At 49.7% G+C, this 24,901-nt stretch carries 27 protein-coding genes and 1 riboswitch; all 27 genes read left to right on the top strand.

Annotation, left to right across the window (positions count from 1 at the left end):
- The first annotated feature begins 67 nt into the window (after window positions 1-67).
- The 27 genes from MUG84_RS13820 to MUG84_RS13690 all read left to right on the top strand — a co-directional run bounded on the left by MUG84_RS13820 (window position 68) and on the right by MUG84_RS13690 (window position 24,897).
- Complete coding sequence (locus tag MUG84_RS13820) at window positions 68-1,252, top strand: FtsW/RodA/SpoVE family cell cycle protein (protein ID WP_244725632.1); 1,185 nt, start codon at window positions 68-70, stop codon at window positions 1,250-1,252.
- Between the two features lie 166 nt (window positions 1,253-1,418).
- Window positions 1,419-2,168 (top strand): stage II sporulation protein R, encoded by a 750-nt coding sequence (gene spoIIR, locus MUG84_RS13815; RefSeq protein WP_244725631.1) that lies wholly within the window; start codon window positions 1,419-1,421, stop codon window positions 2,166-2,168.
- Window positions 2,169-2,436: 268 nt separating this feature from the next.
- Window positions 2,437-3,567 (top strand): L-threonylcarbamoyladenylate synthase, encoded by a 1,131-nt coding sequence (locus MUG84_RS13810; RefSeq protein ID WP_244725630.1) that lies wholly within the window; start codon window positions 2,437-2,439, stop codon window positions 3,565-3,567.
- Window positions 3,568-3,662: 95 nt separating this feature from the next.
- Window positions 3,663-4,223, top strand: a complete 561-nt coding sequence (locus tag MUG84_RS13805; protein WP_244725629.1) for a manganese efflux pump MntP — start codon at window positions 3,663-3,665, stop codon at window positions 4,221-4,223.
- A gap of 153 nt (window positions 4,224-4,376) precedes the next feature.
- A complete protein-coding gene (locus MUG84_RS13800; RefSeq protein ID WP_244725628.1) occupies window positions 4,377-4,964 on the top strand; it encodes a low molecular weight protein arginine phosphatase in 588 nt (195 codons plus the stop codon).
- Between the two features lie 59 nt (window positions 4,965-5,023).
- Window positions 5,024-5,106: riboswitch (ZMP/ZTP riboswitch) on the top strand.
- Between the two features lie 149 nt (window positions 5,107-5,255).
- Window positions 5,256-5,711 carry a ribose 5-phosphate isomerase B gene (gene rpiB / locus MUG84_RS13795; RefSeq protein WP_244725627.1) on the top strand — a complete coding sequence of 152 codons (456 nt, stop codon included), beginning with the start codon at window positions 5,256-5,258 and terminating at the stop codon, window positions 5,709-5,711.
- Between the two features lie 12 nt (window positions 5,712-5,723).
- On the top strand, window positions 5,724-6,332 hold the full coding sequence (locus tag MUG84_RS13790) for a TIGR01440 family protein (protein ID WP_244725626.1): 609 nt from the start codon (window positions 5,724-5,726) through the stop codon (window positions 6,330-6,332).
- Window positions 6,333-6,398: 66 nt separating this feature from the next.
- Complete coding sequence (gene glyA / locus MUG84_RS13785) at window positions 6,399-7,649, top strand: serine hydroxymethyltransferase (RefSeq protein WP_342346122.1); 1,251 nt, start codon at window positions 6,399-6,401, stop codon at window positions 7,647-7,649.
- Between the two features lie 252 nt (window positions 7,650-7,901).
- A complete protein-coding gene (gene upp, locus MUG84_RS13780; RefSeq protein ID WP_244725624.1) occupies window positions 7,902-8,531 on the top strand; it encodes a uracil phosphoribosyltransferase in 630 nt (209 codons plus the stop codon).
- 21 nt (window positions 8,532-8,552) lie between these two features.
- Entirely contained in the window at window positions 8,553-9,707 is a 1,155-nt protein-coding gene (gene wecB, locus MUG84_RS13775) for a non-hydrolyzing UDP-N-acetylglucosamine 2-epimerase (RefSeq protein WP_244725623.1), read from the top strand.
- Window positions 9,708-9,892: 185 nt separating this feature from the next.
- Entirely contained in the window at window positions 9,893-10,147 is a 255-nt protein-coding gene (locus MUG84_RS13770; RefSeq protein WP_244725622.1) for an AtpZ/AtpI family protein, read from the top strand.
- On the top strand, window positions 10,140-10,517 hold the full coding sequence (locus MUG84_RS13765; RefSeq protein ID WP_244725621.1) for an ATP synthase subunit I: 378 nt from the start codon (window positions 10,140-10,142) through the stop codon (window positions 10,515-10,517). Before MUG84_RS13770 ends, MUG84_RS13765 begins: the two co-directional genes overlap by 8 nt.
- Window positions 10,518-10,548: 31 nt before the next feature.
- On the top strand, window positions 10,549-11,352 hold the full coding sequence (atpB, locus tag MUG84_RS13760) for a F0F1 ATP synthase subunit A (protein ID WP_244725620.1): 804 nt from the start codon (window positions 10,549-10,551) through the stop codon (window positions 11,350-11,352).
- Window positions 11,353-11,438: 86 nt separating this feature from the next.
- Window positions 11,439-11,663, top strand: a complete 225-nt coding sequence (gene atpE / locus MUG84_RS13755) for a F0F1 ATP synthase subunit C (protein WP_244725619.1) — start codon at window positions 11,439-11,441, stop codon at window positions 11,661-11,663.
- 130 nt (window positions 11,664-11,793) lie between these two features.
- The gene (gene atpF / locus MUG84_RS13750; protein ID WP_244725618.1) at window positions 11,794-12,282 is read left to right on the top strand and encodes a F0F1 ATP synthase subunit B; all 489 of its coding nucleotides are present in this window, start codon (window positions 11,794-11,796) and stop codon (window positions 12,280-12,282) included.
- Window positions 12,279-12,827, top strand: coding sequence for a F0F1 ATP synthase subunit delta (locus tag MUG84_RS13745; RefSeq protein ID WP_244725617.1), 549 nt, complete (start codon window positions 12,279-12,281; stop codon window positions 12,825-12,827). Before atpF ends, MUG84_RS13745 begins: the two co-directional genes overlap by 4 nt.
- Window positions 12,828-12,843: 16 nt before the next feature.
- Window positions 12,844-14,358, top strand: a complete 1,515-nt coding sequence (gene atpA / locus MUG84_RS13740; RefSeq protein ID WP_244725616.1) for a F0F1 ATP synthase subunit alpha — start codon at window positions 12,844-12,846, stop codon at window positions 14,356-14,358.
- Between the two features lie 132 nt (window positions 14,359-14,490).
- Window positions 14,491-15,357, top strand: a complete 867-nt coding sequence (atpG, locus tag MUG84_RS13735; protein WP_244725615.1) for an ATP synthase F1 subunit gamma — start codon at window positions 14,491-14,493, stop codon at window positions 15,355-15,357.
- 110 nt (window positions 15,358-15,467) lie between these two features.
- Window positions 15,468-16,871 (top strand): F0F1 ATP synthase subunit beta, encoded by a 1,404-nt coding sequence (atpD, locus tag MUG84_RS13730; protein ID WP_244725614.1) that lies wholly within the window; start codon window positions 15,468-15,470, stop codon window positions 16,869-16,871.
- A 54-nt stretch (window positions 16,872-16,925) separates the two neighbouring features.
- A complete protein-coding gene (locus MUG84_RS13725; protein ID WP_244725613.1) occupies window positions 16,926-17,339 on the top strand; it encodes a F0F1 ATP synthase subunit epsilon in 414 nt (137 codons plus the stop codon).
- Between the two features lie 331 nt (window positions 17,340-17,670).
- On the top strand, window positions 17,671-17,928 hold the full coding sequence (locus tag MUG84_RS13720) for a DUF1146 family protein (protein WP_244725612.1): 258 nt from the start codon (window positions 17,671-17,673) through the stop codon (window positions 17,926-17,928).
- 324 nt (window positions 17,929-18,252) lie between these two features.
- The gene (gene murA, locus MUG84_RS13715) at window positions 18,253-19,605 is read left to right on the top strand and encodes a UDP-N-acetylglucosamine 1-carboxyvinyltransferase (RefSeq protein ID WP_244726070.1); all 1,353 of its coding nucleotides are present in this window, start codon (window positions 18,253-18,255) and stop codon (window positions 19,603-19,605) included.
- A gap of 309 nt (window positions 19,606-19,914) precedes the next feature.
- Complete coding sequence (spoIID, locus tag MUG84_RS13710) at window positions 19,915-21,249, top strand: stage II sporulation protein D (RefSeq protein WP_244725611.1); 1,335 nt, start codon at window positions 19,915-19,917, stop codon at window positions 21,247-21,249.
- A gap of 168 nt (window positions 21,250-21,417) precedes the next feature.
- The gene (locus MUG84_RS13705; protein ID WP_244725610.1) at window positions 21,418-22,167 is read left to right on the top strand and encodes a M23 family metallopeptidase; all 750 of its coding nucleotides are present in this window, start codon (window positions 21,418-21,420) and stop codon (window positions 22,165-22,167) included.
- A 247-nt stretch (window positions 22,168-22,414) separates the two neighbouring features.
- Complete coding sequence (spoIIID, locus tag MUG84_RS13700; RefSeq protein ID WP_244725609.1) at window positions 22,415-22,696, top strand: sporulation transcriptional regulator SpoIIID; 282 nt, start codon at window positions 22,415-22,417, stop codon at window positions 22,694-22,696.
- 199 nt (window positions 22,697-22,895) lie between these two features.
- Window positions 22,896-23,894, top strand: a complete 999-nt coding sequence (mreB, locus tag MUG84_RS13695; protein WP_244726068.1) for a rod shape-determining protein — start codon at window positions 22,896-22,898, stop codon at window positions 23,892-23,894.
- A gap of 121 nt (window positions 23,895-24,015) precedes the next feature.
- A complete protein-coding gene (locus MUG84_RS13690; protein ID WP_244725608.1) occupies window positions 24,016-24,897 on the top strand; it encodes a flagellar hook-basal body protein in 882 nt (293 codons plus the stop codon).
- Window positions 24,898-24,901 lie beyond the last annotated feature (4 nt).

The raw sequence follows: 24,901 nt of genomic DNA, 5'->3' as shown, positions 1-24,901 counted from the left end.
GATAAGTAAGATTCGATAAGTATCACGGCAAGAAGGGACGGAATAGCCCTGCACAGGAGGATAGCAAATGCTTCAAAAGCTGAAAAAAGTGGATTATATCGTCGTGTTCATACTTCTGATCTTTATGGGCATCAGTATCATGGCCATATACAGTGTCACCGCGGGGACCAAGTTCGAAGGCTACCATATCAAAATGCTTTATTTTTATATATTGGCTTTTGTCATATTTTTTGGGCTGATATTATTGGACTACAAGGTGTTTGTTAAATATGCGCTTTATATTTATCTATTCGGCATTGCGCTTTTGATCGCCGTCAACTTCTTTGGATCGGACCTTAACGGCGCCCAAGGTTGGCTTAAGCTAGGCGGCTTCAGCTTTCAGCCAGCCGAGATGTTCAAGCTGATTTTGATTATTTTCCTGACCTACCAACTGATGAAAAGGCAGAAAGCCGAGCTGTCCTTGTGGTCGGATGTGCTGCCGATCTGCGGTTTGACGTTCATACCGTTCGCGCTTGTTATGATTCAGAACGACTTGGGTAACGCGCTAAGCTACGTGCTTATTTTGCTAGGCTTATTATGGGTTGGCAACATCAAGTTTTTGCACGCGTTTATCGCTCTAGTGATATTGGCGGCAGTTGCGATAGGCGGAATATTTGCATATATTCACTTTTACGATAACGTTCATCAGTTTATGAAAAAAATAAACCGTGAGCACTGGACGGAGCGGATTGACCCGTGGCTGGTTCCGGACAAAGCGACGGCGAAAGCCTCATACCATACGAAAAATGCCAAGCTGGCCATTGCCTCCGGCGGCATGTTGGGTGAAGGCTATATGAAGGGGACCTCGGTGCAGTCGGGCCGCGTACCTTATACGTATTCAGACTCCATCTTTGTGGAAATTGCCGAGGAGTTCGGGTTTGTTGGATCCTCTGTTCTTTTGCTGCTCTATTTTATCCTGATTCACCGGATGATTCTGATCTGCCTGGAATGCCGGGATCGTGCCGGACCGCTGCTGATTGTTGGCGTCATCTCGATGCTGCTCTATCAGATTTTTGAGAACATTGGCGCCTTTATCGGACTGATGCCGCTGACCGGCATTACGCTGCCGTTCATCAGCTACGGCGGTACCTCGCTCATCATCAATATGGCCAGTGTCGGCATCGTGATGAGTGTGCGTGTTCATGGTCACGAAGTAAGTGAAGACCTCTTTACCCCGGCAACGCAGAAGATTTCTGCAACCAAGCATGCCTGATGGCATAGAAAAAAAAGACCGCTCTCCAATCCTTCATTTAAGGACATGTGAGGCGGTCTTTTTTTGTTAAAATAATAGATTTATAGAAACAGAGGTTTAGACTCTATCAACTCCGGACATACTGGTCATTATCATAGAAAGATTTGATAGAGGGGGTACGATCGGTATGTACAGGAACCATCAGGAAAAGGAAGACCGTCTCCGGTCACTCGTTAAGAATACAGCCATTATTTTTTGTATGATGTTTATGCTCGCGATGACTTGGGATGCTCAAAAAACGGATGCGGCGTTGGCTGGGGGGCCTATTCCTCAAGAGTCCATTCGCCTTCGGATTCTAGCTAATTCGGATAACCCGGATGATCAGCTGGTCAAACGTGAAATCCGCGATGCGGTGGTTGCCCAAATGGACAGCTGGGTCAAGGAGCTGGAAGATCCGCAAAGCCTGGATGAAGCGCGAGAAACGATCCGCGAGCATCTCCCGGAGCTGAATGATCTCGTCGGAAGAGAGCTTGAGAAAAGAGGGATCGGATACGAATATCATGTGGAGCTTGGGATTGTTCCGTTTCCGACGAAATTGTACGGAGGGACGGTATACCCGGCTGGCAACTATGAAGCGCTGCGGATAACGCTTGGCGCGGGCAGAGGCCAAAACTGGTGGTGCGTCCTGTTCCCGCCGCTGTGCTTTATCGATGCGGGAAGCGGCGATGCAGCTGCGCAGCCGGCAGCGGCGAAGGCAGAGACGCCCAAGGAGCAAGCAGGTAAAGTGAAGAAGACAGCCTATAATCCAGCTGAGGCAAAGGGGCAATCCGTGAAATCTACTGATACAGCGCCGGTCAAAGCATCCGAGCCGCAAGTCCGTTTCTTCCTCTGGGATTTGTTTGAAGGGATTGTCAGCTGGTTCAAGTCGTTGTTTTAGAGCATTCCTGATCCGTCAGAGGAGATATACCCTTTGGTCTGATCTGTGTTAATATATTTAAGAAAAATGTTACCGGAATAAATTGAACTAAAGTTTAATCCTCCATCTTCTTGATCAAAGAGATAGGTACCTATTCTTCAGTTCAATTTATATAAATAAAGTGCTTATGCCCATTGGTTAGAGGTTTGGCGGTTATCAGGCCGCAGCTTCTTGCTGGGGCCTTGGCGCTTTTTTAGATACTGGATGATCACTAAAGCAGAAAGACGGGATGGAAATGTCACATACAGAACAAGAAAACGGGACAGGCGGTAAACCGTCCACTCCATATTGGCATATTGATTCAGGCACGGTATCCGAACCGGCCAAGCTGCAGGTGCAGCTGAGGGAGGCGGCTGCAATCCTCCGCGAAGGCGGTGTCGTGGCTTTTCCAACCGAGACGGTGTACGGACTTGGGGCGGATGCTCGTTTAACGGCAGCTGTGGAAGCGGTGTTTGCTGCGAAGGGGAGACCTTCGGATAATCCGCTTATTGTTCATATTTCCAGGAACGATCAGCTGGAAGGATTAGTGGAGCAGGTGAGTCCTACAGCACGCAAGCTGATGAAAGCCTTTTGGCCGGGACCGCTGACAGTCGTGCTTCCGGTCAAGCCGGATGTGCTCTCGCCCCGCGTGACGGCAGGGCTTGATACCGTAGGCATCCGCATGCCGGACCATCCGGTGGCGCTGGCTCTGATCGAGGAATCCGAATGCCCGGTTGCAGCTCCAAGCGCGAACCGCTCCGGACGTCCCAGTCCGACCCTCGCCAGCCATGTGCTGGAGGATCTCGGCGGTGCCATTGACGGGATCGTCGACGCTGGTGCAACGGGTGTTGGTGTGGAATCGACGGTCATACAGGTATTGGAGGACGGGAGTGTAACGGTACTCCGTCCCGGGGGCGTAACGCTGGAGCAGCTGGCGCTGGCTGCTGGAGCTCCCGTCCGGCTGGATCCCGCACTTCTGCCTGAATCAGGAACTGCCAGCGATCTGGCACCCCGGGCGCCAGGGATGAAATACACCCACTACGCGCCAAAAGGATCGCTGAGCATTATAACCGGCGCAGCATCCGAAGTGTCGGACTACATCAACAAAAATTTGCATGAAGCCGCGCAGCGTGGAGAACGGACGGGTGTACTTGCGTTTGAAGAGCATATTGGCATGTATGATGCCGATTGTGTCGAATCGCTCGGCAGCTTGTCTGATCTGGGCACGGCTGCACACCGGTTATATGCAGCGCTGCGCCGGATGGATGAGCAGAATATCAGCTTTATTTTATCCGAGGCATGTCCGGAAGAGGGGCTTGGTGCAGCTATTATGAACCGGCTCCGCAAGGCCGCCGGGCAAACGGTAATTCGTATTGGCTAAGTCTGCCACCTAGCTTGTACGTCATGTACAAGTCATGATTGTCCTCTTGTCCGCATATGGTTGTACAAGAACTTAACGGACATGGGGGAGTTGGAATGTTTGAGACATCTGCCAGCTTAGGGCAGCTGATTACAATTCTGATTATGGCCGCCGCTCTGGGAATGGACGCTTTTTCCTTGGGGGTCGGCATTGGCATGAAGGGAATCCGTCTGCTGCATGTGATCAAAATCAGTGTGCTTATCGGTTTTTTTCATATTCTGATGCCGCTTTTCGGTATGTTTACGGGGCAATATGTCAGCTCTCTGCTCGGACAGGTGACCACCTATGCCGCGGGAGGATTGTTGATTTTGCTTGGTGCTCACATGGTCCTAAGTTCCACTAAAAGTGGAGAAACCCGCATGATTGACCATCGCTCACTGATCGGGATGATCCTCTTTTCCTTAAGCGTCAGTGTGGATTCCTTTTCAGTTGGAGTGTCGCTTGGGATGTTCCAAAGCAATCTGATTTTCACAGTTTTGGCTTTTGGGATTTGTGGAGCTGCGATGTCGGTGATGGGACTCCTGCTGGGCCGTAGGGTGAGCCGCAATTTAGGAGATTTCGGGGAGGCGCTGGGAGGCGTCATCCTGCTGGGATTTGGCCTGACCTTTATCTTTTGAAGATATTAGAAAATATAAGCCTCTAGGTTGTGTTATCCTAATATCGCAAGAAAAACATCCGTTAAAGGCGGTCTGTCTTCCATGAAAGTTTACCGATAGACGTTTTTCATATACAATAATCGCCAAAGAACAATCCGGGAGGTGCGGGTAGACGTGAAGCATATCTTATTTGTGTGTACAGGGAACACGTGCCGCAGTCCGATGGCAGAGGCTCTTCTCCGTAAAATGGCGATGGAGCGCGGTGTTGAGGTTGAGGCACGCTCGGCCGGTGTGGCGGCGATGGACGGAATGTCGATGTCCCGCCATGCGGAGGCGGTCCTGCGCGACCATGATATTGATGATCGGTTGATGTCCAAATCGCTTCAGGCTGAGGCGGTGAATTGGTCCGATCTGATTCTTACACTGACTGGGGGGCACAAGCAGCATGTGATCCGGAGTTTTCCACAGGCGGCTGACAAGGTATTCACGCTGAAGGAATATGCGGAGAACGATACGGACGTGCTGAATGATATGGCAGAACTGGACAGCCTGTATGCAACCTGGGAGGTCAAGCGCTCATTGGGGCAGCATTTAAGCGATGAGGAGCGGGAGCGGCTAATTGAAATCCAGCAGCGGATGCCAAGCTTTGATATTTCCGATCCGTTTGGCGGATCTCGGGAGGACTATGACTTAGCGGCGGCAGAAATCCGCACGGCGATTGAGCGTTTGCTGGACAAGCTGGAGTCGCTTCATTCTTCCTGACGGAATATTACTCATTGCTTTTCGGTCTTGAATGTTTTATGATGGTTGTGAAAAATACTCGGTTCCGGTGTAACTGGCGACAAATGTGGATCAAACCACGATGGAGCACCGGAAGATACGGCCGGTCGCCTGGGCGAAGAGCAATTCTGCGGTTATCCGCGGACTGCTCTTTTTTGTATTTGAACAGCTGCTCCACTTTGTCTGGTTATTTTCATCTTGCGGCTCTGAAATAGGGTATAATGGTACAAGAAGTCTTAGGAAGCACGAAATTTCAGGGAGGTTTATCGAAAGATGAAAATTGCTGTAGGAACAGACCACGGGGGAGTACGCTTGAAAGAAGACATCATTGCCGTTATTCAGGAGATGGGCCATGTTGTTGTGGACGTGGGGTGCAACTGCGCTGACTCCGTGGATTATCCGGACTATGCCCTGCCTGTTTGCGAGCTGGTTGCTTCGGGTGAGGCTGATCGCGGCATTTTGATTTGCGGAACAGGGATTGGCATGAGCATTGCTGCCAACAAGGTTCCGGGCATCCGCTGCGCTTTGGTGCATGATGTATTCTCCGCCAAAGCGACCAGAGATCACAACGACTCGAACGTACTGGCCATGGGTGAACGCGTTATTGGTCCCGGCCTCGCACAGGAAATTGCGAAGATCTGGATCGGCACGCCGTTCAGTGAAGGAGAGCGGCATGTTGGACGCGTAAACAAAATCAAAGCTATTGAGGACCGTTATCTGCAGCATTAGGGAGGTGTTCGTATGGAAAACATCGGTCATGGTGTTCCATCGGAAGTTTCACTAAAAGAGCAAGTGTCGGGCATTTTACGCGAGCTGGCGGAAACCGCAGCGCTGGGACCGGGCAAGGTTGTCGTTATCGGTGCCAGCACCAGCGAGGTGGCAGGCCAACGAATCGGAACCTCGGGTGCCCTTGAAGTGGCAAATGAGCTGCTGGAGGGCATTCTAGAGGTTCGGGCCGAATTTGGTTTTGATGTCGTATTCCAGTGCTGCGAGCACTTAAACCGCGCGCTGGTCATGGAACGTTCCCTTTTAACGAGTCTAAGACTGACTGAGGTGGCTGCCGTGCCTGTTCCGAAGGCTGGTGGCTCCATGGCGAGCAGCGCATACCGCTCCATGAAGAATCCGTGCCTTGCGGAAGCTATTGAGGCGGATGCCGGTATCGATATCGGCGAGACGTTGATTGGCATGCATCTGCGGCGTGTCGCCGTTCCTTACCGGACACAGCTCCGCTATGTCGGGAATGCGCGTGTAAATGCGGCTTATACCCGGCCGAAGCTGATTGGCGGAGAACGCGCCGTATACAAATGGGATGCTAAGTCTGAAGAGGGCAATGCACATCTTTGCGATTAACAACAGAGGATTTCATCAAGGATACTGTACAAAAAAGAGAGTTCACACTCAAGGGAGGAACTAGGAATTATGGATCAATTGCGTAAGAAGGACCCGGCTGTTTTGGATGCGATGAATTTGGAATTGAAGCGTCAGCGCAGCAACATCGAGCTGATTGCCTCGGAGAACATTGTCAGTGAAGCGGTTATGGAAGCTATGGGCTCCGTCCTGACGAACAAATATGCAGAAGGCTATCCTGGCAAACGTTACTATGGCGGCTGCGAGCGCGTCGATATCGTTGAGGATATTGCCCGCGACCGTGCGAAGCAATTGTTTGGTGCAGAGCATGCCAATGTACAGCCGCATTCCGGCGCGCAGGCAAATATGGCTGTTTACCTTGCTGCCCTTAATCCTGGCGACACAGTGCTTGGCATGAACCTTGCCCATGGCGGACACCTGACTCACGGCAGCCCTGTCAACGCATCTGGACTCCTCTACAACTTTGTGGCCTATGGCGTTCAGGAAGACAGCTTCCTGATTGACTATGATCAAGTCCGTAAAGCAGCCTTCAAGCATCGTCCTCGTCTGATCGTTGCTGGTGCCAGCGCTTATCCGCGTACTATCGATTTCGAAGCCTTTGCTTCCATTGCGAATGACGTGGGTGCATTGTTCATGGTTGATATGGCGCATATTGCTGGCCTTGTTGCCGCAGGCGTGCATCAAAGCCCTGTGCCTCATGCCCATTTCGTAACGACAACGACGCACAAAACGCTTCGCGGACCTCGCGGCGGCATGATCTTGTGCAGAAAGCCATGGGCACAAGCGATTGATAAAGCGGTATTCCCAGGCTCCCAAGGCGGACCGCTGATGCATGTGATCGCCTCTAAGGCTGTAGCGCTCGGCGAAGCTCTTGATCCTTCCTTCAAGACCTATGCCGAAAACGTCGTGAAAAATGCCAAGGTTCTGGCTGAAACCCTGATCAGCGAAGGACTGAACATCGTATCCGGCGGAACAGACAACCACTTGATGCTGGTGGATACGCGCAGTGTGAACATTACCGGTAAAGATGCGGAAAAGGTACTCGACTCGATCGGCATCACGGTCAACAAGAATGCCATTCCATTTGATCCGACCAGCCCGTTTGTAACCAGCGGTATCCGGATCGGTACGCCTGCGGCTACTTCCCGCGGCATGGATGAGAACGCTATGGTGAAAATCGGCCAAATCATCGCGATGACGCTGAAACAGCCTAACGATGATACGGTTCTGACCAAGGCTGCTGCCCTCGTGAAAGAACTGACGGATCAGTATCCGCTCTATCCTGAATTGAACTACTAGAATAAATTTTAATATAGAAAAAGGCTGGAGGCTTGACCACCGGCCTTTTTTTCATAACCATTTCCCTCTTAAAGTCCCGCTGTCACAAAAGGTTTAATTTTCGATATATGATGGCGAAAATAAACATGTCAAACGTAGGTACAATTTCATTCATGGGAATGATATAATAGACAAGATTTGTGTACCTTTTGCACTTGGCAAAACCGGCACTGGCAGCTACTCAAGACTTACAATTACCGGAGGGACAAAATAATGGGAAAATTGGTGGTTTGTGATCACCCCTTGATTCAACACAAGCTGACATTTATTCGTGATGTACAGACAAACACTAAGGATTTTCGTGAACTTGTAGATGAAGTTGCTTCTTTGATGGCTTATGAGATTACACGTGAGGTTCCGCTGGAGACGGTTAAGGTCCAGACCCCTGTTGCCGAAATGGACGGCAAGGTTCTGGCTGGACGCATGCTGGGGCTTATTCCAATCCTGCGTGCCGGACTTGGCATGCTGGACGGCATTCTGAAGCTGATTCCTGCGGCGAAGGTAGGGCATGTCGGCCTGTTCCGGGATCCGGAAACGCTGCAGCCAGTAGAATACTACACCAAGCTGCCTACGGACGTGACCGAGCGTGAGCTGATTGTCATCGATCCGATGCTGGCGACGGGCGGATCGGCGATTGCGGCCATTGATGTCTTGAAAAAACGCGGCTGCACCCAAATTAAGATGATGAATCTGATCGCGGCGCCTGAAGGTGTAAAGGCTGTACAGGAAGCCCATCCTGATGTAGACATCTACGTCGCTGCGCTCGATGAGAAATTGGACAACCACGGATATATCGTGCCGGGTCTTGGAGATGCGGGAGACCGCCTTTACGGAACCAAGTGAATCGAAAAGAGGGTATAGTTCATGTCTAAAATAAAAGTAATGACTGTCTTCGGCGTTCGCCCGGAGGCCATCAAGATGGCTCCGCTCATTCTGGAACTGGAAAAGCATCCCGAGCATATCGAATCGGTAGTCTGCGTAACCGCGCAGCACCGCCAAATGCTGGACCAGGTGCTTGAAGTTTTTAAGATTACGCCGGATTATGATCTGGATGTCATGAAAGACCGCCAGACGCTGAATGAAATCACCATCCGCGTTCTCGGGGGGCTGGAGCCCGTTCTACGCGAGGCCAAGCCGGATATCGTGCTAGTGCACGGGGATACGCTGACGACCTTCCTGGCTAGCTATGCGTCGTTCCTGCAGCAGATTCAGGTGGGGCATGTGGAAGCGGGACTCCGTACCTGGAACAAACTCTCTCCTTATCCTGAGGAGATGAACCGCCAGCTGACAGGCGTTCTAGCTGATCTTCATTTTGCGCCAACTGAATTGTCTGCAGGCAATTTGCTGAAAGAAAACAAGAATGATTCAAGAATATTTGTCACAGGCAACACCGTAACGGATGTGTTTCAATATACCGTACAGCCAGACTACCACCATCCGGTGCTAGAATGGGCAGCCGGCAAAAAGCTCATTCTTATGACTGCACATCGCCGTGAATCCCAGGGTGAGCCGCATATGAACATTTTCCGGGCCGTCAAACGCATTGCGGACGAGTTTGAGGATATTGCCATCGTCTACCCTGTACATCCAAGCCCTGCCGTTAAAGAGCCGGCACATGCCGTTCTTGGCGGACATCCAAGAATCAAGCTGATCGAACCGCTAGATGTGGTAGATCTGCATAATTTCTATCCTCATACGCATTTGATTCTGACGGATTCCGGCGGACTTCAGGAGGAAGCTCCTTCGTTCGGCGTTCCGGTTCTTGTGCTCCGTGATACAACAGAGCGTCCGGAAGGAATTGAAGCAGGCACACTCGAGCTGGTGGGCACGGATGAAGAGAAGGTCTATGATCGCACCAAGGCGCTACTCACCGATCAGGCGCTTTACGATTCGATGAGCAAGGCGGCCAATCCATACGGAGACGGTAAGGCTTCGGAACGGATTGTTCAGGCGATATTGCATCATTTCGGCATCGAAAAGGACCGTCCAGAACAATTTCACAGAAAGTTCACAAAGTAAAGTTAACCCATCATTCTTGAGGGGAAGAGTATAGCATACAGTTAAACTGTACGGTTTACACGGTTTTGAGGCGTTTTGCTGTGATTAATTTCATAGTTTCGACCCAATTTGACATCAATTCGCTCAATTGACAAACTCTTGTGACATTCAGTAAAATGAACTGGGATTATGAGGGTGGACTGTAAATGAGTAAACCTGAAAAGCCAAAAAAAACCAACAAAAACACTACGAGCTCTATGAAATATATGGGGCTTGTAAGCGCAATCGGAATTGACCTGGCAGCATGTACGTTAGGGGGCTTCTATTTGGGCTCCTGGCTGGACAAGTTCTTGGGAGGACCGGGACTCTGGATCGCTTTTGGCGTTCTTCTCGGACTCTTAATCGGCGGCGTAAGCGTTTTTATGATCACCAAGGCAGTCATGGGGGAAAGTGATGAATGAATTATGGAAATACCGCAGGGTATTGACCAGAACCACACTTTATTTCCTGGCCCTTTGCTTTTTGGGTGCTGCTGTCTTTCCGCAATACCGGAGCATTGCGCTAGGTATGGTGCTTGGCTCCAGCGTAAGTTTGCTTAATAGCTTTTATCTGGGGTACAAGGTGCAGAAAGTGTTGGATACTGTCACCAGCGGAGAAGGTAAAAAGGTGAATATGGGGTTTATGACCCGCGCAGCCACAAGTGTACTGGCCGTTGTTCTGGCTATTCAAAAGCCGGAGACGTTCAATATTTACGCTGTCGCAGCTACCCTGATCTTATCGCAGTTCCTTCTCTTATTCATAGGAATTCGATTGACTCGCAAAGAAGAGTAGATTGTTCGACTGAGAAAGGGGTGAGAAAAACATGCATTTATCACCGACTATTGAATTGGGCGGCATTCAAGTTGACCTTTCCATTGTTCTGATGCTCATCGTGACATGTGTTATCGTGTTTGTTATTGCCAAGCTAGCAACCCGAAATCTGTCTGTAGAAAATCCGGGCAAACTGCAAAACTTCATGGAATGGGCAGTTGAATTCGTTCAAAACCTGATTTCAAGCACAATGGACTGGAAAAAAGGGAAGCACTTCTTGTCTCTTGGCCTCACGTTCATCATGTTCATCTTCGTAGCGAACTTGCTGGGCTTGCCGTTTGGTATCGTCACCCATGTCGATTCCCCGGAACACGCTCAAATTTTCGGTAAGGAGATCGTTTCTGTAACACAGGAGTTTGCGAAACATCCGGACGCTGAAGATGTTGAAATTGCTTGGTGGAAATCGCCGACAGCTGACGCTTCCGTAACGATGGCACTGGCTCTGATTGTCTTCCTGTTGTCGCATTTCCTCGGAATGACGAAGAATACTAAGAATTATTTCAAGCACTATTTTCAACCTTACTGGTTCTTCTTCCCGATCAACGTTATCGAACAGTTCGCCAAACTGCTCACGCAGGGCATGCGTCTATTCGGTAACATTTTCGCAGGCGAGGTTCTGATCTCCGTACTGCTAAAATTGACCGCATTGGGCGCAGTGGGCTGGGTTGCTTCGGCACTTGGACTCGTGGTATGGCAGGGCTTCAGTATTTTCGTTGGCGCCATTCAGGCCTTCGTCTTTACGATCCTGACCATGGTGTATATCTCGCAAATGATTGAAACGCACGACGAACATTAGCTTCAAAGTTAAGCTTGGAGCGTCGCTTCACTCTTAACTAAAACATAAATTCTATCAAATACACATCTCTAAGGAGGATTTTACAAATGGGAGTTTGGGCATTTTTGGCAGCTGCTATCGCAGTAGGTTTGGGCGCACTTGGCGCAGGTATTGGTAACGGTCTGATCGTAAGTAAAACAGTTGAAGGTATCGCTCGTCAACCAGAAGCAAAATCCACTCTTCAAACAACAATGTTTATCGGTGTAGGTCTGGTCGAAGCCCTTCCAATCATCGGTGTAGTACTTGCGTTCTTGTTCTACGCAGCAGCTTAATTTAAAACGAGCAACGTTTGGCGGGGAAGGCCACGGCCATCCGCGCCTTCTTTTTAGCCGTGAGAATATGATTCTTTCGGAAGCGAGTGTGAACGGCAGTGTACGTGCACCGGAAAGGAGTGACTAGATTTTGAGTATTAACATCGCGTCTTTTGTACTCTCGTTAATCGCATTTGTGATTTTGTATCTGCTTCTTAACAAATACGCTTTCGGACCGCTCTTTTCCATCATGGAAAAACGCCGTGAGCTTGTAATGCAACAAATGAATGAAGCTTCGCAAACCCGCGAACAGGCTGTCGCTTATGTAGAGGAGCAAAAACAAGCTCTCGAGGCAGCCCGCAAAGAAGCTTACGCTATTATCGAACAGTCCAAACAAACGAGCAGCAAACAGGCTGATCAGTTGATGGCACAGGCGAAAGAGGAAGCAGTCCGCATCAAAGAAGAGGCTGTACGCGACATCGCCAGCGAAAAGAACAAGGCGGTTCAGGAGCTGCGCAGCGAAGTTGGCGCTGTATCTGTGAAGATCGCTTCCAAGCTGCTTGAGAAGGAAGTAAGCAGCGACAGTGCACAAGAAGCGCTTGTGGACCAATACCTTAAAGAGGTAGGGGGCAGACCATGAGCCGGGAAACAATAGCAGCCAAGCGTTACGCAAAGGCGCTGTTTGAAGTGGCTGCACAGCAGCAGAAGACGCTGGAAGTGGAGCAGGAGCTGAAAGCCGTCGTGGAAGCCATTACGGTTAATGCCGATGTACAGAAGTTTATTTCCACACCCAATATTTCCGTATCAGTGAAACTGGATGTGCTGAAGAAGGCCCTTCAAGATAAAGTATCCCAGCCGGTTGTGAACACCATTGAACTGCTCATTGAGCGGGGCAGAGCTGATATCCTTTCGGATCTTCTGGACAGCTATATCCGGATCGAAGGCGAAAGTCTCGGAATTGCGGATGCTACAGTGTACTCCACTTATCCGCTGAATGAGCAGGAACGGGAAGCCGTTGCTGCACAATTTGGAGCTTTGGCTAATAAGAAAATCCGCGTTAATAACGTGGTTGATAAGAGTCTGCTCGGCGGTGTGAAAGTCATGGTCGGCGATAAGCTGTATGACGGAAGTCTGGCAGGGAAGCTGGAACGGCTTGAAAAGTCTTTTAACAGACAAGCACAGTAGATAGGGGTGAAGACACTTGAGTATCAGACCTGAAGAAATCAGTACGCTGATTAAAAGTCAAATTGAACAATATAAATCAGATATCGAGGTATCCGAAGTCGGTACCGTTATTCAAGTAAGCGACGGTATTGCTCGTGTTCACGGTATTGACAACGTAATGGCCGGCGAGCTCGTAGAATTCGCCAATGGTGTCGTAGGCCTTGCGCTGAACTTGGAGGAAAGCAATGTAGGTGTCGTAATCCTCGGACCTTACACTGAAATCAAAGAAGGCGACCAGGTTAAACGTACCGGCCGTATCATGCAGGTTCCTGTAGGGGAAGCTTTGCTCGGACGCGTTGTTAACCCGCTGGGTCAGCCTTTGGATGGCAAGGGCCCGATTGAGGCTTCCGAATTCCGTCCTGTAGAAAATAACGCTCCAGGCGTTATCGAACGTAAATCCGTACATGAGCCAATGCAAACAGGTATCAAAGCGATCGACGCCATGGTACCAATCGGCCGCGGCCAGCGCGAGCTCATCATCGGTGACCGTCAAACCGGTAAAACCCAAATTGCAATCGACACGATCATTAACCAAAAAGGCAACGGCGTGAAATGTATCTACGTTGCGATCGGTCAAAAACAATCCACAGTTGCGCATGTTGTAGAAAACCTTCGCCGTCATGGCGCTTTGGACTATACAATCATCGTTACTGCATCGGCTTCCGAGCCATCCCCACTCCTGTACATCGCTCCTTATGCGGGCTGTGCAATGGGTGAATATTTCATGTACAAAGGCGAGCATGCCCTGATCATCTATGATGACTTGTCCAAACAAGCAGCGGCATACCGCGAACTTTCCTTGCTCTTGAAACGTCCTCCAGGCCGCGAGGCTTATCCGGGTGACGTATTCTATCTGCATTCCCGTTTGCTGGAACGTGCAGCGAAGCTGAGCGATGCTTTGGGTGGAGGTTCATTAACCGCTTTGCCATTCATTGAAACGCAAGCTTCCGACGTATCTGCATACATTCCGACGAACGTAATCTCGATTACAGACGGTCAGATCTTCCTTGAATCTGAACTGTTCTATTCGGGCCAGCGTCCGGCGATCAACGTGGGTATTTCCGTATCCCGTGTCGGTAGCTCTGCGCAAATCAAAGCTATGAAAAAAGTAGCCGGCGGTATGAAGCTCGACCTTGCCCAATACCGTGAGCTTCAAGCGTTCTCCCAGTTCGGTTCCGATTTGGATAAATCTACGCTTGCTCGCCTCAACCGCGGTGCAAGACTGATGGAAATTCTGAAGCAAGGGGTTAACCAGCCGCTCAAGGTTGAGCAGCAGGTTGTGAGCTTGTACACGGCAGTTAGAGGCCATCTGGATGACATTCCGGTAGGCGATATCCGCCGTTTCGAAAAAGAATTCCTCGGATTTATGGAAAGCAATCATCCAGAAATTCTGGCTTCCATTCGTGATACCAAAGATCTGGTTGCTGATAATGAAGCGGCTCTGAAAGATGCTATCGCGAAATTTAAAAGAGGCTTTGCTGTTATGGCGTAAGTCATTAACATGAACCGGGCCGCAAGGCTCGGGTTCATCTTTTTCAGATATACGGGAGCTTTGACCAGTCAAAGCTAAGCGAATGCTTACGAAGTAACTTTGGCTCCGCCAAAGTTTTGAGGTGGTGAAAACATGGCAAGAGGATTGCGTGAAATTAAACGTCAGATCAAGAGTATTCAAGGTACAAAGCAAATCACAAAAGCGATGGAAATGGTCGCTGCCTCCAAGCTCAGAAAAGCTCAGGAGATGGCGCAGCATGCCCGTCCTTACTCTGATAAGCTGAAAGAAGTGGTGTCCAGCATCGCTTCTGGTACAAAAGGCATCAAGCATCCGATGTTTGAGAAACGCCCCGTGAAAAAGACTGGGTATCTGGTTATTACCTCGGATCGCGGTCTTTGTGGCGGATACAACGCCAACGTCTTGAAAAAAGTGATGGGAACGATTAAAGAGAAGCACAAGTCCTCCGACGAATACGTCATTTTCGTCATTGGACGCAAAGGCCGTGATTACTTCCGCCGCCGGGAGATGCCGGTCGCTCAAGAGGTAACGGATCTATCCGATACGCCTTCCTTCTCGGACATCAAGTCGATCGCTTATGCAGCGGTACGTCAGTTTGAAGATTCCCAAATCGACGAACTGCACATCTGTTATAACCGTTTCGTGAACGCACTGACTCAAATTCCTGAAGTGGATCAGCTTCTGCCTATGGAAAACATGGGAACTCAAACGACCGGTGTAACGGCCAGCTACGAGTATGAGCCGTCTCCGGAAGCCGTACTCGAAGCATTGCTGCCAAGATACGCGGAAACCTTGATTTTCAGCGCATTGCTGGATGGCAAGGCGAGTGAGCTGGGAGCGAAGATGACGGCGATGGGCTCTGCGACGAAAAATGCGACCAAGCTGATCGGCGAATTGACACTTACGTACAACCGTGCACGTCAGGCTGCCATTACTCAGGAAATTTCCGAGATCGTGGCCGGAGCGAACGCTCAGGTGTAAGACCAAAGTTTTTGAATAAATGACAAACCCATGAACGGAATATGGCGTTAAGCATTGCAGCTTACGATGTAGGTTTGCATATAAGCAGACTTGTAGGAGGGAACAAAAAGATGAACAAAGGACGCGTAGTCAGCATTATGGGTGCGGTTGTCGACATCGAGTTCGAACGAGGTCAACTTCCGGAAATCTACAATGCGATTAAAATTGAGGGTTCTGTTGCTGGCGGACGCCAAATCGACTTGACCCTGGAAGCTTCAAACCATCTGGGTGACAACATGGTACGTTGTATTGCCATGTCCTCCACAGATGGACTGGTTCGTGGTATGGAAGCCGTCGATCAAGGCGCTCCAATCTCCGTTCCAGTAGGTCCTGTAACACTTGGCCGCGTATTTAACGTACTCGGTAAGCCAATCGACGAAGCAGGCGACGTGACTTCTGAAGTTAACAGCCCGATTCACCGTGAGGCTCCTAAATATGATGAACTGTCCACACAAGCTGAAATGCTTGAGACAGGAATTAAAGTTATCGATCTTCTGGCTCCTTACCAAAAGGGCGGTAAAATCGGTCTGTTCGGAGGCGCGGGTGTAGGTAAAACCGTTGCGATCCAGGAGCTCATCAACAACATCGCTCAGGAACACGGCGGTATCTCCGTATTCGCAGGTGTTGGTGAACGTACTCGTGAAGGTAACGACTTGTACCATGAAATGAGCGACTCAGGCGTTATCAAGAAGACCGCGATGGTATTCGGACAAATGAACGAGCCCCCGGGTGCGCGTCTTCGCGTAGCATTGACAGGTCTGACAATGGCGGAATACTTCCGTGATCAAGAAGGCAAAGACGTGCTGCTCTTTATCGATAACATTTTCCGTTTTACACAAGCCGGTTCCGAAGTATCCGCCTTGCTCGGCCGTATGCCGTCCGCAGTAGGTTACCAGCCTACGCTGGCAACAGAAATGGGTCAGCTGCAAGAGCGTATCACTTCCACGAAAAAAGGTTCTGTAACGTCCATCCAGGCAATCTACGTGCCTGCGGATGACTATACTGACCCGGCTCCTGCAACAACATTTGCCCACTTGGATGCGACAACCAACCTGGAGCGTAAAATCTCCGAAATGGGTATTTACCCTGCGGTAGATCCACTGGCTTCAAGTTCCCGTATCCTGGCACCTGAAATTGTAGGTGAAGAGCATTACAATGTAGCTCAAGGCGTTAAGGAGCTTCTTGCCCGCTATAACGAGCTTCAAGATATTATTGCGATCCTCGGTATGGATGAGCTGAGTGAAGACGACAAACTGATCGTTGCGCGTGCACGTAAAGTACAACGTTTCTTGTCCCAACCGTTCCACGTAGCGGAGGCATTTAACGGCATGCCGGGTACTTATGTACCTGTAAAAGAAACGATCCGCAGTTTCAAAGAAATCCTCGATGGTAAACACGATGATCTTCCTGAAGCAGCTTTCCTCTTTGTCGGAACGATTGATGAAGCCGTAGAAAAAGCAAAAACACTGGAATAAGTCCTGCAAGGGAAGCTATAGCTTACCGAAGCGAGCTGTTCAGGAGGGATGAAAGTGAGTACCTTTTTATTGGAAATTGTGACGCCGGATCACTTGGCATATTCCGGAGAGGTAGAAAGCCTGACGGTTCGGGGTGTGGAAGGCGATCTCGGTATCTTACCGGGGCACATTCCTATGGTTACCCCGCTTCAAGTCGCTCCGCTTATCGTCAAAACTGGCAAGAAAACTAGCCGGATTGCGGTGAATGGCGGCTTTGTGGAGATCCGTAAGGACAAGGTGGTTGTTCTGGCGGAGAGTGCCGAAACAGCCGAAGAAATCGATTTGCAGCGTGCTGAAGCTGCCAAGGAACGCGCTGAGCGTCGTCTTGCAGTAAGCGGCAAACAGGATGAAATTGATCACCGCCGTGCGGAACTGGCTCTGCAAAAAGCCATGAACCGGATCAACGTTTTCGGCAATCAAAAAAAATAAATAAGCAGTCCAGCCCGTCTTCGTTTTGAGACGGGCTGTTTTTTTGGAGGAATTCTGAATGAATAAGCTTCCAATAGACATTTTTCTAAAGGTTGCTGTAGAATTAGGCTGCAAAAAGTAGAACGAGCAGAGAATATCGGGAATATTTCCGAGGAAATGACTCATATAAAGGGTAAGAAAAAGGAAGCATAACAGGAGAAAGCGCTTTATTAAAAAAGAATTAATTAATTACGAATTTGAAGCTGGATTCTTTTTGCGAAGCCCAGTATTATATAGTAGTCCCTTTGAATATATAAAGATGGGTTAATCCTAAAAAGATGGAGGTGTCATAATGGATTCAAACCTTGCAAACAACCTGACAGGCAATTTGGGTGTCAGCGGTCTGATCTCGATTATCGTCTCTCTGATCTGTATTGGTCTGTCTTGGTGGTCTTTGCAGAACCTGAAGCTCGACCTGTTCATTCGCCATCCCAAGAGTGCTCAGGGCAAACTTCTCCAGCTGCTGCTGGCCATCGTTTTGGGGCACTTTGTTTCGAAGTTTCTGCTTGATTACTTAACCTGGAGCCAAATGATTAAGTATATGTTTTGATACAGCAGTCTTTGGTTATATCCCTGTTAGGTTGTTTCACGCCGAATGTCGGATGGACAACGAATGTGTCGAATAATAACATTTTTTTATGTCAACAATGAATACAACAGTAATAAAAGGGACTAAAGCTTGTTAAAACCCCGTTTTACACCTGCTAGGGTTTAGGCCTTCAGCCTCAGGAACAGCTTTATTTTGGACTCAATTCGCCAAAAAACGCTTGTATCCATGAAATGATTGGTGTTATGATGGAAGTTAGGGAATTAGCAATGTAATTTCTTGAAAATACAGAACTTGTGGAAAAAAATGAACGCGGAGGGAATCATGATGAGCAAATTTATCGTCCGCGGTGGCAATAAACTGACCGGAAGCGTGAAAGTCAGCGGAGCAAAAAATTCAGTTCTTCCGATCATCGCTGCCTCTCTTCTTGGGGAAGAAGGAGTAAGTGTTATTTATGACGCGCCTCCTCTTGACGATGTAATTACAATCAGCAAAGTGTTGGAATCGATAGGTGCAAGCGTTACATATAGTAATGATGTAATGAGGGTTGATGCCCAAGCTATTTCCTCTTGCGAAGCACCTTACGAATGGGTGCGAAAAATGCGTGCGTCTTTCTTGGTTATGGGTCCTTTGCTCGCAAGAATGGGGCATACGCGAATTTCATTGCCGGGAGGCTGCGCCATTGGAACGAGACCGATTGATCAGCACTTGAAAGGCTTTGAAGCTTTGGGTGCCGAAATCAATCTCGGACAAGGATATATTGAGGCGAAAATAAATGGCAGACTGCGCGGGGCAAAAATCTATCTGGATTATGCCAGCGTAGGTGCTACTGAAAATATTATGATGGCAGCTACTCTCGCTGAAGGCGTGACCGTAATCGAAAATGCGGCGAAAGAGCCGGAAATTGTCGATTTGGCCAACTACCTGAACGGAATGGGTGCCAAGGTTCGCGGTGCGGGCACAGGCATGATCCGGATCGAGGGCGTTGAAAAAATGCATGGCGCAGAACATACGGTCATTCCTGACCGGATTGAAGCAGGTACTTACATGGTGGCCGCAGCGATTACAGGCGGCGATGTGTACGTCGAAGGTGCGATTGCGGATCATCTGGGTCCGGTCATTGCCAAAATGGAGGAGATGGGTGTTACCATCGAGCCGGATGAGAATGGCATACGTGTCACTTGTGATCGACCACTGAAGGCTGTTGATATCAAAACTCTCCCTTATCCTGGCTTCCCGACTGACATGCAATCGCAAATGATGGCGCTGCTGCTGAAGTCCGAAGGGACGAGTGTTGTAACCGAGACTGTGTTTGAGAACCGTTTTATGCATGTGGATGAATTCCATCTCATGAATGCGGAGATCAAGGTCGAAGGACGCACAGCCATTGTTACAGGCGGAGCGAATCTGAAGGGCGCTAAGGTATGCGCAACAGATTTACGTGCAGGCGCAGCCTTGATTCTGGCAGGACTGGTTTCTGAAGGAACGTCGGAAGTGAGTGGTACGCATCATATCGACCGTGGGTATGTGGACCTGGCTGAGAAGCTGTCCTCGCTTGGCGCCGATATCTGGCGTATTTCCGTGGAAGAGCCTGTACTGAATCAACCGACTTCTGCGAAGAAAAAGGTGGAGCTGGAAGAAGAAGTTCCTGTGTTCAATATCCAGCCAACTTGGGTATAACCGTTTCCGGCTTTTCATATGGAAACGAGGATAACATTGTACTGGAAAAAGGTAATAACTCGGACTGTAAATGATTATACATTGTCACGAAAAACCAAACCCTTGGGGGTTTGGTTTTTTTGTTGTTCTATTAGAATTTATAATTTCCGGGGCCCCCGCAAAGTACCTACTTGTGGGGTTATTTTCCTATCCATATGAATCTTCCTTTTCTCTTAAAAAGGGTTCTATCATCTGCGAATGGCTCATAACTATGAATATCGGGATATGAGAGGTATGAAAGGATCATGACCAAATGGAGGTAGGAAGCATATGAACGACCCGCGCACACAAATTAAAGTATCTGTTGCACAGAAAAGAGAATTGGCGGAGCCGGACATTCCTATACATCAGCCAGATGTACAAGCTGCAGCAAAGGGCGGCCGTTCGTCGCGCCCGGCCGGAGAGCCTGCGCAGCCGCCGCAGGCCACTGCGCCAGAGCCGCCGGAGCCTCGCGAAGCGCTCCGGCCCACGCAGCCAGGCGCGCCTGCAGGCGCCCGGCAAGACCCCGGGCGGCGGCCATGGGCCCCGCCGCCCTCAAGCGGCCGCCGCGAGGCCTGGCGGCCGCACCGCCCGGGCAGCGCCCGCAGAGTGCCCCCCGCCGCCGTATGGGCGGGGGGACTGCTCGCGCTGGCGCTGCTGATCCCCGCGCTTGTGGTGGCAACGCACCACAAGCCAGCGCCAACGCCGGCGCCCATACCTGCGCCGGCCGCTCCCACGGCTGTGCCTCAGGTGCTGGCACAGCCGCAGGTGTCCGTCTATCTGACGAAGACGGACAAGGTAGAGACGCTGCCTCTCGAAGACTACGTTGTCGGCGTACTCGCCGCCGAGATGCCGGCAAAGTTTGATCTCGAGGCGCTTAAAGCCCAGGCCGTTGCCGCGCGTACCTTTATCGTCCGCAGACTGGCGGACGGAGATAAAAGCGGCGTACCCGGCTCAGCGGCTAATGTCACCGATACCGTGAGTCATCAGGCGTATATTTCGAAGGAACAGTTGGAGACTCAGTTTAAAGGAAAGACTGAGCAGCTAGCTAAGCTGAAGAGAGCGGTGGAGGAATCCCGCAATACGATCATGACCTATAACGGCAAGCCGATTACCGCCTCCTTCTTCTCTACGGGCAACGGCTATACCGAGAACTCAGAAGAATACTGGAATCAGAACATTCCGTATCTGCGGAGCGTGGCGAGTCCATGGGACAAGCAGGCACCTGGATATGAGGAGACAGTGAAGCTCAGCAGAGAGGATTTCCTGATCAAGCTGGGACTTATAGGTAAAGTGGCTCCGGTCACGGCCATGAGAGAGAATCAGCCTTTTATTCAAATTCTCGCGTCTACCACTGGACACCGTATTAAAGAGATTTCCATCGGAGGAATTAAGTTCACTGGCCGCGAAGTAAGAGAGAAGCTGGGCCTGCGCTCCAGCGAATTCAGCTGGAAAACAACCGGCAACGACGTGCTTATCACGACATATGGATATGGGCATGGCGTGGGCATGAGCCAGTGGGGAGCGGAGGGAATGGCCAAGGAAGGATATACCGCCACCCAGATTCTAAAACACTACTATACAGGTATCCAGTTCTCAAAAGCTTCGGATTTTATAAAAACATAGCTTCGGAAGTCTATCTCTATATGTGATCGCATAAGCGATTTCAATGTCTCTATTTTCAACATATAATAGTTGTAAATGTCCGGCTTCTATACTTTTCAAAAAAATAATATAAGAGATACGTATAAAAGGTTTGACCCCGGTAACAATGATTACTGAGGTGATAACCATATGAATGAACAAAACAAAAGTAATCAAAACCATGGAGAAACTCCTAAAAAATCACAGGGAGAGCTGGTTAGCCAGCCGTCTACATGGAAAAAGCTGTTGTCCAAACGGTGGGTATACCCGGCAGCTTACGTGGCCGCAGCAGCAATTATACTAACTCTAGTTTGGGTCTACCAGGATGTCAGCCAGAAGAAACTCCCGCAAGACCCTGCTAAAGTATCGGACACTGTAAAAGCCCCTGCTGCCAATGAAGCGAGCAAGGATGCTGCGAAGGATCCGAAAGCTGTGGAAGTAACTGCAACTGTAGTCGACATGGCATGGCCGGTAGCCGATGCCAAGAACATCAAAGTCGTGAAGCCGTTCTTTGAAGAAAATGGTACTGCCGAGAACCACCTGGCAGCCATGGTGCAGTACAATGACACGTTTATCCCGAACATCGGCATTGACCTGGGTCGTGAAGACGACAAGACATTTGAAGTCAAAGCAGCGCTTGATGGAAAAGTCACCCGTGTGGATCTGAATGCTGCTGTGTATGGCACGATCATCGAAATTACGCATGATAACGATGTGAAAACCATTTACCAAGCCCTTTCTGATGCTAAGGTCAAAGAGGGGGACATGGTGAAGCAGGGCGATACGATCGGTACTGCCGGACGCAGTGAAATCGAAAAGGATCTCGGCAACCACGTACACTTTGAAGTGCATGAAAAAGGTGTACCGGTGAATCCGGAAGATCTGCTTCCAAAACAATAAGCAAAACGTTTCTGATCAGAGCAACACAGCATGAAAAGGGCGGGGGAAATCCCTGCCTTTTTTGTGTTCCCAAGTCCCCGCAAAGGATCTGAATAAACATTGAAGCGAAGGCCCCACTTTGTGGGGTTATTTTGCATGTTCCGAAAATAAATGGGCCTTGCGTAGCTTGTCAGGTCCTTAAAGCGCGAATATATAGGCACGCCCCTCATATAATGTACCAAACTATCCACAGTAGGGAGGCGGGAGCGTGCACGACTACATCAAGGAACGTACGATTAAAATTGGACGTTGTATCGTGGAGACAAAGCACACGGTCCGGACAATTGCCAAAGAATTTGGCGTATCAAAAAGCACAGTGCATAAGGACTTGACCGAACGTTTGCCTGAAATCAATCCGGAACTGGCAGACCAGGTTAAGCATATTCTCGAATACCACAAATCGATCCGTCATCTCCGCGGAGGGGAAGCTACCAAAATCAAGTACAAAAAGACGAAAAAACGCGAAGCTGTGGCATCCGCCAAATCATAATATTTGCGAAGTGCATACCGCTTTAAGCCATTGAATCCGTCCCCTGAAGTATGATATGTTAAAAGATGGTATGAGGTCGAAATTTGTGTTCCCTGCTTCCCTATGTACATAATTCCTGCCGCATCTTGTCGAAAAGGGACTTTCAAAAGGCTCAGGGACTCTTTTACCATAAAATATGACTTTGGGGGCTCTTTTCATGATGTTTAGCAAGGATATTGGGATTGATCTAGGTACGGCTAATGTACTTATACATGTCAAAGGGAAGGGGGTTGTTCTTGACGAACCTTCTGTCGTGACGATCGAAAGCGACACCAAGAGAGTCCTTGCCGTCGGTGAAGAAGCCCGCAGAATGGTGGGGCGTACTCCTGGCAACATTGTGGCCATCAGGCCGCTGCGCGACGGTGTTATTGCGGACTTTGCGATTACAGAAGCGATGCTTAAATATTTTATTGATCGTGTAGGAGGACGCAGCTGGAGCAGCCGTCCCCGTATTCTCATCTGCGCACCAACCAATATTACATCGGTTGAGCAAAAGGCGATCCGTGAGGCCGCCGAGCACAGTGGGGCTAAAGATGTGTTTTTGGAAGAAGAACCGAAGGCTGCGGCAATCGGGGCGGGAATGGACATTTTCCAGCCAAGTGGCAATATGGTAGTCGATATTGGGGGCGGGACAACGGATGTTGCTGTGTTGTCCATGGGTGACGTCGTGACCGCCTCTTCTATTAAGATGGCGGGGGACAAGTTCGACGAGTCCATAGTCAAATATATCAAGAACAAATATAAGCTTATGATCGGTGAGCGCACCTCTGAGGATATCAAAATCAAAATCGGAACTGTCCGCCCTGGAGGACGGCAGGAAGAGATGGATATCCGCGGACGCGACATGGTGTCCGGCCTGCCGCTCACAGTCACCATTTCCTCTAGTGAAATCCAGGAAGCTCTTTGGGATCCGGTATCCTCTATTGTGGCAGCGGCCAAGTCGGTGCTCGAACGGACACCGCCGGAACTCTCTGCGGACATTATCGACCGCGGTGTTATTCTGACAGGCGGCGGAGCACTACTGAACGGACTGGACGAGCTGCTCGCCGAAGAGCTGCACGTTCCGGTGCTGATTGCCGAGGACCCGATGCATTGTGTCGTTAAAGGCACGGGCATTATGCTGGATAATTTGGATAAAGTGGTTAAGAAATCTTTCTAAACCACCGATATATTAAATATATTATGGGTTTTCGTGACCCGTTGATCATAGAAATGCCGTTTGAATGACTATGATGGATGCAATAGATAGCTTAGGCCATGAAAGGGGTGCCCCCACTCACATGATTAGAGGACTTTACAATGCAGCAGCCGGCATGCTGACCCAGGAGAACCGCCATGATACGGCGGTCCAGAACTTAGCCAATGTAAATACGCCCGGATATAAGCAGGTTAACAGTGTTGCACGCTCTTTTCCGGAAGTGCTGATTTCGATGATGGGCGGCAGCAGCGATGTGCCGACTCCGACAATCGGTAAGCTGAACACCGGCGTTTTTGCGGAGGAGGCCTTGTCCTTGTATCAGCAGGGCGTTATCAAAGCGAGCAGCAAGCCGACAGATTTTGCGCTAGTGTCCGATATGGAAATGACGGATCCGGCAACCGGGCAAAATATTAAGTTTGACGGTTCAGGCAAATTTGTCAGTGCAAACGGTGAAGTTATTTATAAGCCCGAAGCCTTCTTTACGGTACAGGATCAGAACGGACAGATACGCTATACGAAAGACGGCAGCTTCAAAGTGAGCACGGATGGCAGATTGCTGACTTCAACAGGTTACCAGGTATTGGATAGCAATAACCGTCCAATTGTGTTGACAGGTTCGGTGGACAGCTTTAAAGTGGACGGGCAGGGGTATGTTCTGGATCCAAAGACCGGAGCGCGCGGGCAGCAAATCGGTGTGTCCGTTGTAGGACAGCCATACCAGATGGTTCGTGACGGCGAAGGTGTATTCCGGATTGATGATCCGCAGGGTGCGGGTGTGCGACTACTTGCCGGAAACGACCGGGTTGAAGTGCGTCAGAACTATATCGAGACATCGAATGTGAATGCATCCGAGGTTGTGGTAGACATGAACACAGCACTCCGTGCATATGAAGCTAACCAGAAGGTCATTCAATTTTACGATAAAAGCTTGGACAAAGCCGTCAATGAAGTAGGCAGGGTATAAGGCC

It is taken from the genome of Paenibacillus mangrovi (genome assembly GCF_022898935.1).
Lineage (GTDB): Bacteria > Bacillota > Bacilli > Paenibacillales > Paenibacillaceae > Paenibacillus_AQ > Paenibacillus_AQ mangrovi.
The sequence above is the reverse complement of the archived record's forward strand: the minus strand, read 5'-3'. Positions and strand labels throughout refer to the sequence as shown.